Consider the following 13,811-nt stretch of genomic DNA (forward strand, 5'->3'; position numbering starts at 1 on the left):
CCTGGAAAATGAATTGAAATCAATTAAGTAAACAGATACGCTCTGAATGATAGATAGCCCTGATATAAACTAAATTTCAACTACTTGATAATATGACCGAATTAAAAGACCAGCTTTCCTTATTGGGAAGAAAAACGGAGTATAAGCAGGATTATGCCCCCGAAGTATTGGAAGCGTTTGACAATAAGCATCCCGGTAATGATTATTGGGTGCGTTTCAATTGTCCGGAGTTCACCAGCCTTTGCCCCATAACGGGACAGCCGGATTTCGCGGAAATCCGTATCAGCTACATCCCCGATGTGAAAATGGTGGAGAGCAAAAGCCTGAAACTCTATCTTTTCAGTTTCCGTAATCATGGCGCTTTCCACGAGGATTGCGTAAATATTATAATGAAAGACCTCATTCGTCTGATGAATCCCAAGTACATTGAGGTTACGGGAATCTTCACCCCGCGCGGCGGCATCTCCATTTACCCGTACGCAAACTACGGACGTCCCGGAACGAAATACGAACGAATGGCGGAACACCGCTTGATGAACCGCGAATGAAATAATGGAATATACCTATCAATAGCGATTGCGGGTATGATACTTTCTTAGAATAGCGTTGATGTAATTACCTAAAACAAGTGATTGTGCGGTGTTCTTTTTCTGATGATCTTTGCATCGGTATTAGTAACAACTTAATAATCATTTCAAATTGAAAACAGTTATATCAAACCTATTCCTTTTCTTCCTGTCTGCGTGTGCATTTTCTGCATACGCGCAGAAGCCGGGTAAAACGATGATTTCCGGTAAAATCCTGTCTACGGAGAAAGAAGTCGTGGATTTTGCGACAGTCTACTTGAAAGGGACCGGTTACGGGGGGATAACCAATCACGAAGGTATTTATCATGTGAGTGCGCCTGCGGGTGACTATACGCTGGTAGTGTCGGCTGTCGGCTATAAAACCGTAGAGAAAGCGGTGACGCTGCTCAGAGGGCAAAGGGTGAAACAGAATATCACAATTACTCCCGAAACCCAGCAACTGGATGAAGTAACGGTAGTGTCAACGGGCGTAAGCCGCATCAAGCGGTCGGCATTCAATGCTGTGGCGGTGGATACGAAAGAGCTGCAGAACACCACGAAGAACCTGAGTGACGCACTGACCAAAGCGCCGGGCATGAAATTGCGCGAGTCGGGCGGGGTAGGTTCGGACATGCAGCTCATGCTGGACGGCTTCAGCGGGAAACACGTAAAGGTGTTTATCGACGGTGTTCCGCAGGAAGGTGTCGGAAGCTCGTTCGGGCTGAACAATATCCCGGTGAATTTTGCCGACCGTATCGAAGTGTATAAAGGCGTAGTGCCTGTGGGCTTCGGAACGGATGCTATCGGCGGAGTTATCAATATCGTTACGAACAAGAAACGCCGCCGCTGGTTTCTGGATGCGTCCTACTCTTACGGTTCGTTCAATACGCATAAATCCAACGTAAACTTCGGGCAGACCTTTAAGAACGGTTTTACGTACGAAATCAATGCGTTCCAGAATTATTCGGACAATGACTATCACATCGACGCTCCGGTGGAAGACTTTGAAACGGGCCGGATAGACCGTGACAAGAAAGTACGCGTAAAGCGTTTCAACGATACCTACCATAATGAGGCGATTATCGGCAAGGTGGGCGTTATCGACAAGAAGTGGGCCGACCGTCTGATGTTCGGTTTCACCTATTCCAATATGTACCAGGATATACAGACCGGTGTGCGTCAGGACATAGTGTACGGACAGAAGCACCGCAAGGGACACTCGCTGATGCCCTCGCTGGAGTATAACAAGCGCAACCTGTTTGCGAAAGGGCTGGATGTGGTGCTGACCGTGAACTATAACAAGAACCTGACGACAAACGTGGACACTGCTTCCTATAAGTACAACTGGTACGGAGACAGGAAACCGCTGAACTCTCCCGGCGAGCAGTCCTACCAGCACTCGCGTGCCGATAACAACAACTGGAATGGTACGTTTACGGCCAACTACCGTCTCGGGAAGATACACATGCTGACGTTCAATCACGTGTTGAATGCTTTCAGCCGTTCCAATACTTCGTTGCTCGCCAAAGAAGAGCAGTCGGATGCCATCGCCAAGGAAACCCGCAAGAACATCTCCGGTCTTTCTTACCGCCTGATGCCGTCTGAAACCTGGAACTTATCCGTATTCGGTAAGTATTACAATCAATTTGTTGCCGGACCGGTGGCTACCAATACCAATCAGGACGACTATGTGCGTACCACCCGCAGCGTAAGTTCCATAGGGTATGGAGCGGCGGGCACTTACTTCATCCTGCCGGGGCTGCAAGTCAAACTGTCCTACGAAAAAGCCTACCGTCTGCCTACTATCGAAGAAATGTTCGGTAACGAAGACTTGGAAATGGGAGACATTGGCATCCGTCCGGAGAACAGCGATAACATCAATCTGAACCTGAGCTATAATAAGACTTTCGGCAAGCATTCCGTATATGTGGAAGGCGGATTGGTGTACCGTAACACCAAAGACTATATCCAGCGCAACATCACCGACCTGAGCGGCGGTAAATCCGCGGCCACTTATATAAACTACGGAAAGGTGCTGACGAAAGGATATAACATCTCCGCCCGTTACGGCTTTGGCAAATGGGTGAGCGTGGGCGGTAACTTTACGCAGATGAACGTACGCGATAATATGAAAACGTCCATATCCGGCAACGCGGAAAATATAGCCTATAAGGAACGCATGCCCAACCTGCCGTATATCTTTGCCGATTCCGACGTGACATTCTACTGGCGCGACCTCGGGAAAAAGGGAAATGCGCTGACCGTATCCTACGACAATCAGTACTTGCATAGCTTTACCTATTATTCTTCCAAAATCGGTTCGAATAAAGGCGACTATGTGGTTCCCAACCAGTTCTCACACAACCTGAGCCTTTCTTACAGTCTCCACGGCGGGCGCTACAACCTGTCGTTCGAGTGCCGGAACTTTACGGATGAGAAACTGTACGATAACTTCAGTCTGCAGAAAGCCGGACGGGCATTTTATGGAAAGGTACGCGTATACTTCGGTAATTAAGCTGATAAATAAATCAATAACGATTAGTATAATATAATAAGGTAAAAACATCATGAAAAAGAATTTCTTTTTAGCCGGACTTTTCGCAACCGCGATGACAGGACTGGCATTGACATCTTGTACGGATACGGAAGTGCCGGGCGGCGGAAACAATAATGAGACCAAAGGCGATTTTGTGGTCGCTGCCTCTGTCACGGCCTCTGGTAATACGACTAACGTTTTGCTGACTTCCAAGACTTTGGACGAAGGCTCTGTTTCTACCGTCAACAACGGACTTGTCAACGACGGCGCTTCCCAATGGGTGTTCTATAAGGATCAGTATCTCTATGGACTGACTTATAATCAGGGCAATGCCGGAACTACCCGTTCTTATATCATGAACTCCGCCAACGAAGTGCAGGCGCGTTCGGGAGAGTTCGCCGTCAAGAGATTCACCACTTACGGCATCTACGACAAGTATATCATCACCGCCTCTACCGGTGACGGCCCTACGGAGTATGCCGATGACAAGCAGTATCTGCCTAAAATGTTCTTGCTCTCTTATCTGGATGTAGCGGCCGAAACGTTCAAAACCAATGATACGAAAGTAAAAGCCTATATGTCCGAGAATTTCCTGGGCAACGGTGAGTTCGTGACATTGGCGGGCATTCTGGAACATAACAAAAAGATATACAGCGCAGCCGTTCCCATGGGGTTGAGCCAGTATGGCGCTGCCGTAGACGGCGGTAAGTATATATTGCCGGGTAACGAGACGTTGGTAAAGACCGAAGACGGCGGTTCCAACAGCAGCGCTTACAAGAAAGGTGAGTTGCAGTGGACGCAGTACCCCAACGAGTGTTGGGTGGCAATTTTTGATGATGCCGCCATGACGACAAAGAAGCTCATCAAGACAGACAAAATCAGTTATGCCTGCGGCCGCTTCAAATCCCAGTATTACCAGACTATCTGGGAAGCTGACAACGGTGATATTTACGTATTCTCTCCAAGTTATGCCAAGACTATGAGCGATGTCCGCCAGCGGACAACCTTGCCGGCGGGTGTGGTACGCATCCCTGACGGTCAGGAAGACTTCGACAGCTATTACTGCGACCTGGAGGAGCAAAGCGGCGGAAAATCCTTCCTGCGTTGCTGGCATATTGCGGACGACTATTTCCTGCTGCTGATGTACGACCGTCCTCTGACGGAAACAGGCTTTGAGGCCAAAGAGCTGGCTGTCTTTAAAGCTGGAAGCAAGAAACTTACGTATGTCACCGGCCTTCCGTCGGCAGACTTGATTTCCGGTTTCGGCAACACCCCGTATACGGAAAACGGCTATGCCTATATGGCTGTGACAACTACCGACGGGCATCCGGCTGTTTATAAGATAGACCCGTCCAGCGCTACTGCCACGAAAGGTGTCACGGTAGAGGCTACGCAGATTACAGGTATCGGTAAGCTGAGCCCTCTTAATTAACTGCCATGAAGAAAGCATTTCGTAAAATACATCTGTGGCTGTCTGTTCCTTTCGGGCTGATTATTACGGTTATCTGTCTTTCGGGCGCTGCACTGGTATTTGAAGATGAAGTAACGGAATTGTGCAGGCGCGATCTCTATTATGTGGAAAAGGTAAGCGGCGCTCCGCTTCCTGTGGAATACCTGATAGAGAAAGTCGCCGGGACATTGCCGGACAGTGTTGCCGTTACAGGTGTCTCCATTTCTTCCGATGCGGAACGTGCCTATCAGGTCAATCTGTCGAAACCGCGACGGGCGTCCGTTTATGTAGACCAGTATACCGGTGAGGTAAAGGGCAGGCACGAGCGTGCGCCGTTCTTCCTCACCATGTTTAAGCTGCATCGCTGGCTGCTGGACGGAATGAAACCGGACGGCGGAATATTTTGGGGCAAGATGATTGTAGGGGTCAGTACGCTGATGTTCGTATTCGTGCTCATATCGGGCATTGTCATCTGGTGGCCCCGCACAAAGAAAGCGCTGAAGAACAGCCTGAAGATTGCCGTCGGTAAAGGCCGGCGCCGCTTTTGGTACGATTTGCACGTGGCGGGCGGTATGTATGCGCTTGTATTGCTTTTGGCAATGGCTCTGACCGGACTGACATGGTCTTTCTCGTGGTATCGCGCGGGCTTTTATAAGGTGTTCGGAGTAGAGATGAAACAAAGGGCGGGGCATGGTGCGCTGCAAACGGTTCACGGCACACCGCAAACGGCTCACGGCACACTGCAAACGGCTCATGGTACACCGCAAACGGCTCACGGTGGCAAGTCCGGGCGTAACTCTTCCGAAGAAGGTCGTGGAAACCGGGAGCATACCTCGCCATATGCTTGCTGGCAGCAAGTGTACGAGGAACTGAAAGCGCGTAATGCCGGCTATAAGCAGATTACAGTTTCCAACGGCTCTGCCAGCGTCTCTTTTGAGCGTTTCGGCAATCAGCGGGCTGCCGACCGTTATGCCTTTAATCCGCAGGACGGCGAAATCACCGAAGTTACCTTATATAAGGACACCGACGCTTCGGGCAAGATGCGCGGCTGGATATACTCCGTACATGTGGGCAGTTGGGGCGGCATGTTCACCCGGATACTGACGTTCATTGCCGCACTATTGGGCGGCACACTTCCGCTGACGGGTTATTATCTGTGGCTGCGGCGTATCCGCTTGATATAACTTAATACTTACTTATGACTTACTTAAGTAAGTGTTGAAATTTAATTTATAGCAAGAATAATCTAAGCTTGAAAGATTTTTAGTTTTCAGCTTGAAGGATTTTTAGCTTTCAGCCTGAAAGGCTCTTATCTCTAAGCCCGGGGTAACACCCCGGGAATAAATGTTCGTGGTATTCTGCGCCCTGTAAGGGCAAAAGTACTCCCGGGGTGTTGCCCCGGGCTATAAGATAAACAGGCTTTCAGCCTTAGGTTACGCTATATCCTCGTTACTGCTATAAACTAAATTTCAACACTTATTTATGACTTATTTATGACTTACTTATGACTTACTTGTTCAGTCTTAGTAGTTTGTATCTTGCTTGTTCAGTCTTAATAGTTTGTATCTTACTTATTTAGTCTTAATAATTTGTATCTCTTTTCCTTCCATGCGTATGCACCCTTCGCCGGCAAGCTCGGACAGCGCCCGTGCCAGTGAAGGACGTGCCACGCCGAGTATCTGCGCCACTTCCTGCTGGTTGAGTATGGAGCCGTGCATGCGCAGATAGTTCAGCAGACGCGATTTGAGGCTTTGCAGGGCAAAGGCATTCAGCTTTTTGGAAAGGAACAGGGTTCTGTCCGATACCAGCCTTAAAAAGTTGTGCATCGCTACGGGATATTGGTGCAGGAAGTCCAGAAAGGCGTTTTTGTTTACGACAAGGATTCCACATTCTTCTATCGCTTCGATATTGACAGGGAAGCGGTTCTCTGATGAAAAGACGAATGCGGGAGCAAGCAGTTGCGGGGCTTTCAGGGTCTCGATGGTCAGTTGCTTACCTTCCGCATTAACCATTTGCGTACGTACCTTGCCGCTGCACAGGATAAACAGGGAACGGTACACTTCTCCCTGCATGGCTATGAAGTCGGACGGCTTGTACAGTCGGCACGCATGCTCGGGGGCGAGGATAAGGGGTAATAATTCATCTTCCGTGGTTCCCTGGAAGGGCGGCATTTTCAGTAGCGGATATATTTCCATTCTCTTTTTGTTTTTTTGTAGTTTGGTGTAACATACGTGACAGTTTACGCAAGTGCGAATCCCCATCTTTGCACAAAGATAGTGAAACACTTTCTTTATAGGAAACCAAACGACGGGGAAAGTGTTGACAGAAAGTAGGTATAAACTTCTAAATGAATAAGAAAATGGAAATGAACATGTTTTGTTATCAATGCCAGGAAACAGCCAAAGGAGTAGGCTGTATGCTGAAAGGTGTGTGCGGAAAAGAAAGCCATACGGCGCAGGCCATGGATTTGCTGCTGTTTGTGGTCAGAGGCGTTTCGGTGGTGACCGATGCCTTGCGTAAAGCCGGATGCCCCGTGCCCGGAGAGGCCGATGTATTTGTGGTGGATGCCCTGTTCTCCACGATTACGAATGCCAATTTCGATGATGAAAGCATCCTGCAGCGGGTGGACAAGGGGCTTGCCCTGCGCAACCGCTTGATGGATGAAGCCAAGCGTAACAATGTATTTTTGCCGGAAGTGGACGAACTCTCCTGGCAGGGAACACGCGCCGATTACGCGGAAAAGGCGAAGTCGGTAGGCGTGTTGCGTGAACCCGACGAGGATCTCCGTTCGCTGAAAGAACTGCTGACGTACGGTTTGAAAGGTATGGCGGCCTATTTGGAACATGCCATGCGTTTGGGCTTCAACGACAATGATATTCATGTCTTTATGCAACACGCGTTGGCTACGATAGCCTGCCGCTCGCTTTCGGCGGACGAATGGACGCAGTTGGTGCTCGAAGCCGGCGGTTTCGGGGTAAAGACCATGGCGCTGCTGGACGAGGCGAATACGGGAACTTATGGAAATCCCGAAATCACCAAAGTGAATATTGGTGTCAAGAACCGTCCGGGCATCCTGATTAGCGGACATGACCTGAAAGACCTGGAAGAACTGTTGAAACAGACGGAAGGCACGGGCGTGGATGTATATACACACAGCGAGATGTTGCCGGCGCATTATTATCCCGCCTTTAAGAAGTACTCTCATTTTGTGGGCAACTACGGTAATGCCTGGTGGAAGCAACGTGAAGAGTTTACGGCTTTCAACGGCCCCATCCTGTTTACTACAAACTGTATCGTGCCGCCGCTGGCGAATGCCGTATATAAGGAAAGAATGTTTACCACCAACTCTACCGGGTATCCGGGCTGCAAGCATATCGAGAAGGACGCGACGGGCAGGAAAGATTTCTCCGAAATCATAGAGATGGCCAAACAGTGCCAACCGCCTACGGAGATTGAGCGCGGGGAGATTATCGGCGGTTTCGCCCATAACCAGGTTCTGCAACTGGCGGATAAGGTGGTGGATGCCGTAAAGAGCGGCGCGATTCGTCGCTTTATCGTAATGGCAGGGTGCGACGGACGTATGAAGAGCCGCGACTACTATACGGATTTCGCCAAATCATTGCCTCAGGACACTGTAATCCTTACGGCTGGTTGTGCCAAGTACCGCTATAACAAGCTCGGCCTGGGCGACATCAACGGCATTCCCCGCGTACTGGATGCCGGACAGTGTAACGACAGCTATTCTCTGGCGGTTATCGCCTTGAAGCTGAAAGAGGTGTTCCGGCTTAATGATATAAACGAGCTGCCTATTGTTTATAATATAGCCTGGTATGAACAGAAAGCCGTAATCGTATTGTTGGCGCTGTTGAGTTTGGGAGTGAAGGAAATACATTTAGGCCCTACTTTGCCTGCGTTCCTTTCTCCGAATGTGGCTAAGGTATTGGTGGATATGTTCCATATCGCGGGCATCGGCAGCGTGGAAGAGGACTTGAAGAAATTCGGGTTGGCTTCTTGAGCGGATAAGCCGATAGGGTAATAACGAGAGTGTGTCAAAACAAAACAAACGGTAAGCGTTTTTTTGTTTTGACACACTCTCAGCTTTTTAGTGACTCTCGTTCCGTAAAGAGAACGTTTTTCTTTACGCGAGATTGATTATCCTTCTGATTTCGGCCTCGGTTCCGCGGAACGGTCCGTGCGTTTGCAGCTTGATGGTGCACATGGCAGCGGCAAAGCAGCCCGCTTCCTGATAGGACGCGCCCTTGTTCCGCATATACAGATACCCCACCATATAGGTATCTCCGCAGCCTGTGGCATCCACTATTTGCAGGGCGGAGTAGGCGGGGATTTCGTGGAATTGTCCTTTGGCGTATATCAGCGAGCCTTTGTCTCCCAGTGTCAGCAATACCTCTTTCACGCCCCAGTCGGCAATGAGCAGGGCGGCTTCATGGGGTTCTTTGCATCCGGTGAGCACTTCCATTTCGGTTTCGTTGGCTTTTAATATATGGATATGCTTCAAGGCTTCTTTCTTTTCCGGCCAGTCCACGGGCAGCACCTTTTCATTATCCACCTTGCGCAGAAAGCCCTGAACGTCTACCGACAGCAGTCCTTTGCCCGACAGGTATTTGATGACGTCCAGCGAAAAGTCGTCAGCCAGCAGACTGCCCAAATGAATAATCCGGGCGTTGACGTCCCGCAAACCTTCCATTGTAAACGGATCGGCCTTTGCCGTGACACGTTGCGTACGTTCGTTCTGATTTTCTCCGTATATATTTTCAAAGCAGACGGAATGGGCGCTGGGCAGAGTTTTCACTTCGATGCCTTCTTTCCGTATATCTTCCGCTACGTTCATGTCGGCATCGGCCAGAGCCGTAACCAATAAAAAACCATTCGGGTCGAGATGCTTGATGGCATGCGCAAAATAGAAAGAAGTGCCGCCCGGCATGAATATCGTGTTCTTGGTGGTAACTATCTTGTCCTGTGTGATATAACCGATGCAGCATAAATCGTGTACACTCATTGTTCCCTGTTGTTTTTATTCGTTTATTTATTTGTAATTTTGCCGCAAAGGTAATGATTTATTGAGAAAAACAGTAATATTGATAACAACATCCGTAATCTGTATGTTGCTAAACTGAGGAAGTAAGCCTACATTTGCACAGGTTTAATGTAGTTTGAAGTATGAAGTCACGGAAAAAGAAAAAGATATATATGATAATAGGAATAATAACGGGTGTGATTATAGCGACAGGCGTGGCGGGTATTGTATTTGTCAACCGCCCGCAGTTTGGGAGACTGCCGCAGGGAGAACGGCTGGAGCGAATCAGAAAGTCGCCTCATTACAGGGACGGGCAGTTCCATAACCTGCATCCCACTGTGCAGATGACGGCAAAGAAAGGCCGTTTGGGCGCTTTATGGAGTTTTGTTTTCAAAAAAGAGGAAGGGCTTCGTCCACAAGAAGATGTTCCGGCCGTCAAGACGGACTTGAAAAGCATAGGACGGGACGAGAATGTGCTGGTGTGGTTCGGCCATTCTTCTTATTTTATCCAGGCGGACGGCAAGCGGATATTGGTAGACCCCGTTTTCTGTGCGGCCGCCCCGCTTTCTTTCCTTAACAAGCCGTTTAAGGGTACGGATATTTACAAGCCGGAAGATATGCCCGACATTGATTACCTGGTTATCACGCACGACCATTGGGACCATTTGGACTACGGCACGGTGATGCAATTGAAGGAGCGTACGGGTAAGGTCGTTTGTCCGCTGGGGGTGGGCGAGCATTTTGAATATTGGGGCTTCGACAAGTCGCGTTTGGTGGAACTGGACTGGTTTGAAGATGTCGGGCTCGATGAGGGCTTTCTTATTCACTGCCTGCCTTCCCGTCATTTCTCCGGACGTTTCCTGAAATCCAATCAGTCGCTTTGGGCTTCTTTCCTTATTGAAACTCCCTCGCAAAAGATTTATATGGGCGGAGACGGCGGATATGACACGCGTTTTGCCGAAATCGGTAAGAAATATCCGGGAATCGATCTTGCCATACTGGAGAACGGGCAGTATAATGAGGACTGGAAATATATCCATACCATGCCCGCTTATCTTGCGCAGGCAGCCGAAGATTTGAAAGCGGAGAAATACTTAACGGTTCATCACTCGAAGTTTGCCTTGGCAAGACACCGTTGGGATGAACCGTTAAGGAATGCCGTGAATCTGAAAGAGAAAGACTCACTGGATGTCCTGATGCCCGTAATAGGGGAGATTACTTATCTGAATTGAGTAGGGTGACCGGCATATGGACAACTGTCCTGTCAATTCTGCGCATATTTATATTCAGTCGGTGTCATCCCCGTTATCTTCTTGAACAGGCCGGTAAAATACTGCGTATTGGCATACCCTAATTTCTTGGCTACCGTGCCTACGGTATTCTCCTTGTCCAGCAACATTTTCTTTGCGATGTTGAGCCGCATTAGCTGGAAATACTCGTGAATACTTTTTCCGGTCTCAAACCTTAGCAAATCACCGAAATAACAGGGGGACAGGCGAAGGGCGTCCGCGCAATATTCCTCTGTGGGCAACACACCGCCTTCCAGCTTGCCGGACGAGATATATTCGCTCAGCAGCAACTTCGTTTTGTGCAGAATCGCCTTGTTGGCCTCACAACGGGTGATGAACTGGCGTTCGTTGAAACGTGCGCAATAATCCAGCAGCAACTCGATATAGCGTGAAATCAGCGTCTTGCTATGGCAATCTATGGAGTGCCGAAGCTCCTCTTCGATATTGCGGATACATTCTATGATTTTCATCTTTTCGCGCGATGACAGGTGCAGCGATTCGTTCAGCTTGTAAAAAAAGAAGGAGTACTCCTTGATGTGGCTTCCCAATGCAGTGTGCGCTATCAGCTCCGGATGAAAAGCCAGCAGCAGGCCTTTTTGAGTAAGTATATTGTTTATACCCAGCTTTATGGATTCGCCCGGCGTACGGAATATCAGTGTGGCGTTGGAGTAGTCGTAGTATTTGCGTCCGTACGTAAGCTCCCCGGCTTCTCCTTCCATCAGAATAATCGTATAGAAATCACACCGGATGGTGCGCTGCTCCAGGTTGGCTTTGGATAAGTCGATGACACTCACCAGCGGATGCAGCGTCTTGCAGCCCATACAACAATTACATTGATGTACAGTCTCTATATTCAGTATCTCTTTTTTCATAAGGACAATCTTATCCGCATCCTTTATATTTGTAGTTTTCTGTATTCGCCGGGTGTATACCCCACGTTCTTCTTGAAGATGCGATTGAAATGCTGCGAATATTGGAATCCCAGCTCATAGGCAATCTGGCTGACCGTCTTTTCCGTCCCGGCAATCATCTCTTTGGCTAAATCTATCATTCTGGTCTGAATGTATTCCTGCGCGCTTTTTCCGGTTTCTTTCTTTATCAGATCGCCGAAATAGTTGGGTGACAGGAATACTTTGTCGGCGAAGTATTTTACGGAAGGCAGCCCGTCCGTTTGCGGTTTGTCGCTTTGGAAATAATCGTCGAGCAAGGCTTCGAATTTCACCAGCACGCTCTTGTTGCTTTCCGAACGGGTGATGAACTGCCTTTCGTAGAAGCGCATGCAGTAATCCAGCAGCAGTTCGATGTTCCGCGAAATCAGACGTTTGCTGTGCTTGTCGATCGGGTGCTGGAGCTCCATTTCTATTTTCTCCAGACAATCCATGAATATGCCTTTTTCTTCCTCGGATAGGTGCAGGGCTTCGGCCGAGGCGTACGAAAAGAATGAGTACTGCTTGATGTCCTGTCCCAAAGAAGTTCCTTTAATCAGGTCGGGATGGAACAAAAGGCCGTGGGCGCTCGGCTTCACTCCCTGCTGCATCTCCGTTTCCACCACCTGTCCCGGAGCAAAGCTGGTGACCGTCCCTTCCTGGTAATCATAAATCTGCCTGCCGTAGCGGATGTCCCCGCATTTTACTTTTTTCAGAAAGAGCGCGTATATTCCGTAGTTCATCGTAAAATGTGTAGGGAACTTGGTGGCTTCCGACAGGTCTACCACGCTCACCAGCGGATGCAGGGTTTCAAGTCCGAAGAATTGGTTGTATTGGTCTACTGTGTCCAGTTTTATAACTTCTTTCATAAGGTATCGTTTTTAGTCCTGCACAAATGTAAAGAATAAAATCATACGTAGTACACCGCTTCGCGCAGAATCAGTAATTAGGTTACAAATGTCCGTAATTCGTTCACACGGGTGCGGTTGTCATTCGGTTACATTTGCAGTGTAATTTATTAATAGCTGGTTATATGACACTTAATGATTTTTTGGAATATGTAAAGACACGAAAGGCTCTCGATACGGAAGAGATACATCACTTTATGGACGAAATGAGTAATGAGGCGAGACGTGTTACATTTAAATTGAATACTTCCTATTATGCTCCGGACGAGGTGAGGGCGTTGCTCTCCGAACTTTTCGGAAAGCCCGTGCCGCCCTCGCTTCGCGTGTTCCCGCCGTTCTATACGGATTTCGGAAAGAATATTGAAATCGGTGATAACGTATTTATCAATGCCTGCTGCCATTTTCAAGACCATGGCGGGGTTACGTTGGGAGACGGCTGCCAGATAGGGCATAATGTGGTTTTTGCAACCCTCGACCACGGGCTTGCGCCCGAAGACCGTCATACCACATATCCTGCGCCTATCGTGCTTGGCAGGAATGTGTGGGTAGGTTCAAATTCCACTATTCTGCAAGGCGTGACGATTGGTGACAATGCGGTGGTGGCAGCCGGCGCGGTGGTGACGAAAGATGTTCCGGCGGATGCAATCGTAGGGGGAGTGCCTGCGAAAATTATGAAATATATCTGCTAAATCCTATCCGCCCGCTATTCCGTATGGACGGGACTGTGTGAAAGGCGGGAGAGGTGGTATAAACTGTTTACGGATGAAAACACACTGTGCGTCCGGCGTAAACGCATGATACGTTGAGGCGAAACGCATAGTGTGTTTCGCTTAAACGGACTGTCTGTTTCCGAACGGTGAAAGGAGAAGAATTCTATTGAATGAATTTTTTTCTTTATCAATCACGGTAAGCCATGTGGCGGTTGCCGTGAATTACCGGGGGAGATTTGTATAAAGAAAAAGCCCTGAAACTTATTGAGTTTCAGGGCTTTATTTCTAATTCTGCGGTGCGTACGGGACTCGAACCCGTGACCCCATGCGTGACAGGCATGTATTCTAACCAACTGAACTAACGCACCAGAATTTCATTTTATCATTGCTA

Annotated in this window: 11 protein-coding genes and 1 tRNA gene; 7 read left to right on the plus strand and 5 right to left on the minus strand. The window is 48.7% G+C overall.

The features are described 5' to 3' along the window. The first annotated feature begins 92 nt into the window (after positions 1-92). The 4 genes from queF (at position 93) to BHV73_RS04610 (ending at position 5,736) form a co-directional block, all read left to right on the plus strand. Positions 93-548 carry a preQ(1) synthase gene (gene queF / locus BHV73_RS04595; protein WP_009121583.1) on the plus strand — a complete coding sequence of 152 codons (456 nt, stop codon included), beginning with the start codon at positions 93-95 and terminating at the stop codon, positions 546-548. A gap of 235 nt (positions 549-783) precedes the next feature. Next, the gene (locus BHV73_RS04600; RefSeq protein WP_286736991.1) at positions 784-3,081 is read left to right on the plus strand and encodes a TonB-dependent receptor; all 2,298 of its coding nucleotides are present in this window, start codon (positions 784-786) and stop codon (positions 3,079-3,081) included. A 52-nt stretch (positions 3,082-3,133) separates the two neighbouring features. After that, positions 3,134-4,534: a DUF4374 domain-containing protein gene (locus BHV73_RS04605; protein WP_009121585.1), complete on the plus strand. Its 1,401-nt coding sequence runs from the start codon at positions 3,134-3,136 to the stop codon at positions 4,532-4,534. 5 nt (positions 4,535-4,539) lie between these two features. Continuing rightward, positions 4,540-5,736: a PepSY-associated TM helix domain-containing protein gene (locus BHV73_RS04610; protein ID WP_087412479.1), complete on the plus strand. Its 1,197-nt coding sequence runs from the start codon at positions 4,540-4,542 to the stop codon at positions 5,734-5,736. Positions 5,737-6,123: 387 nt separating this feature from the next. On the opposite strand, the gene BHV73_RS04615 is transcribed toward BHV73_RS04610, so the two are convergent. Continuing rightward, complete coding sequence (locus tag BHV73_RS04615; protein WP_087412478.1) at positions 6,124-6,747, minus strand: Crp/Fnr family transcriptional regulator; 624 nt, start codon at positions 6,745-6,747, stop codon at positions 6,124-6,126. A 164-nt stretch (positions 6,748-6,911) separates the two neighbouring features. Between BHV73_RS04615 and hcp the strand changes: the two genes are divergently transcribed. Beyond that, entirely contained in the window at positions 6,912-8,567 is a 1,656-nt protein-coding gene (hcp, locus tag BHV73_RS04620) for a hydroxylamine reductase (protein WP_286736994.1), read from the plus strand. A gap of 123 nt (positions 8,568-8,690) precedes the next feature. Here hcp and BHV73_RS04625 read toward each other — a convergent pair whose 3' ends face one another. Continuing rightward, on the minus strand, positions 8,691-9,569 hold the full coding sequence (locus BHV73_RS04625) for a PfkB family carbohydrate kinase (protein ID WP_087412476.1): 879 nt from the start codon (positions 9,567-9,569) through the stop codon (positions 8,691-8,693). Between the two features lie 161 nt (positions 9,570-9,730). Between BHV73_RS04625 and BHV73_RS04630 the strand changes: the two genes are divergently transcribed. After that, the gene (locus BHV73_RS04630) at positions 9,731-10,819 is read left to right on the plus strand and encodes an MBL fold metallo-hydrolase (protein ID WP_373129651.1); all 1,089 of its coding nucleotides are present in this window, start codon (positions 9,731-9,733) and stop codon (positions 10,817-10,819) included. Between the two features lie 32 nt (positions 10,820-10,851). On the opposite strand, the gene BHV73_RS04635 is transcribed toward BHV73_RS04630, so the two are convergent. Together BHV73_RS04635 and BHV73_RS04640 are read right to left on the minus strand one after the other, a co-directional pair. Further along, positions 10,852-11,748, minus strand: a complete 897-nt coding sequence (locus tag BHV73_RS04635; RefSeq protein ID WP_087412474.1) for a helix-turn-helix domain-containing protein — start codon at positions 11,746-11,748, stop codon at positions 10,852-10,854. A 23-nt stretch (positions 11,749-11,771) separates the two neighbouring features. Next, entirely contained in the window at positions 11,772-12,671 is a 900-nt protein-coding gene (locus tag BHV73_RS04640; RefSeq protein ID WP_022218790.1) for a helix-turn-helix domain-containing protein, read from the minus strand. Positions 12,672-12,835: 164 nt separating this feature from the next. On the opposite strand from BHV73_RS04640, the gene BHV73_RS04645 reads away from it, so the two are divergent. Continuing rightward, positions 12,836-13,399 (plus strand): DapH/DapD/GlmU-related protein, encoded by a 564-nt coding sequence (locus tag BHV73_RS04645; RefSeq protein ID WP_286736980.1) that lies wholly within the window; start codon positions 12,836-12,838, stop codon positions 13,397-13,399. Positions 13,400-13,714: 315 nt separating this feature from the next. On the opposite strand, the gene BHV73_RS04650 is transcribed toward BHV73_RS04645, so the two are convergent. Beyond that, a tRNA-Asp gene (locus BHV73_RS04650) sits at positions 13,715-13,788 on the minus strand. Positions 13,789-13,811: the final 23 nt, after the last annotated feature.

The organism is Bacteroides sp. 44_46 (genome assembly GCF_001915465.1).
Taxonomy (GTDB): Bacteria; Bacteroidota; Bacteroidia; order Bacteroidales; family Bacteroidaceae; genus Bacteroides; species Bacteroides clarus.

Coding starts and splice junctions, on each gene's coding strand:
- queF (WP_009121583.1), top strand. CDS start 93: ATGACCGAATTAAAAGACCAGCTTTCCTTATTGGGAAGAAAAACGGAG.
- BHV73_RS04600 (WP_286736991.1), top strand. CDS start 784: ATGATTTCCGGTAAAATCCTGTCTACGGAGAAAGAAGTCGTGGATTTT.
- BHV73_RS04605 (WP_009121585.1), top strand. CDS start 3,134: ATGAAAAAGAATTTCTTTTTAGCCGGACTTTTCGCAACCGCGATGACA.
- BHV73_RS04610 (WP_087412479.1), top strand. CDS start 4,540: ATGAAGAAAGCATTTCGTAAAATACATCTGTGGCTGTCTGTTCCTTTC.
- BHV73_RS04615 (WP_087412478.1), bottom strand. CDS start 6,747: ATGGAAATATATCCGCTACTGAAAATGCCGCCCTTCCAGGGAACCACG.
- hcp (WP_286736994.1), top strand. CDS start 6,912: ATGGAAATGAACATGTTTTGTTATCAATGCCAGGAAACAGCCAAAGGA.
- BHV73_RS04625 (WP_087412476.1), bottom strand. CDS start 9,569: ATGAGTGTACACGATTTATGCTGCATCGGTTATATCACACAGGACAAG.
- BHV73_RS04630 (WP_373129651.1), top strand. CDS start 9,731: ATGAAGTCACGGAAAAAGAAAAAGATATATATGATAATAGGAATAATA.
- BHV73_RS04635 (WP_087412474.1), bottom strand. CDS start 11,748: ATGAAAAAAGAGATACTGAATATAGAGACTGTACATCAATGTAATTGT.
- BHV73_RS04640 (WP_022218790.1), bottom strand. CDS start 12,671: ATGAAAGAAGTTATAAAACTGGACACAGTAGACCAATACAACCAATTC.
- BHV73_RS04645 (WP_286736980.1), top strand. CDS start 12,836: ATGACACTTAATGATTTTTTGGAATATGTAAAGACACGAAAGGCTCTC.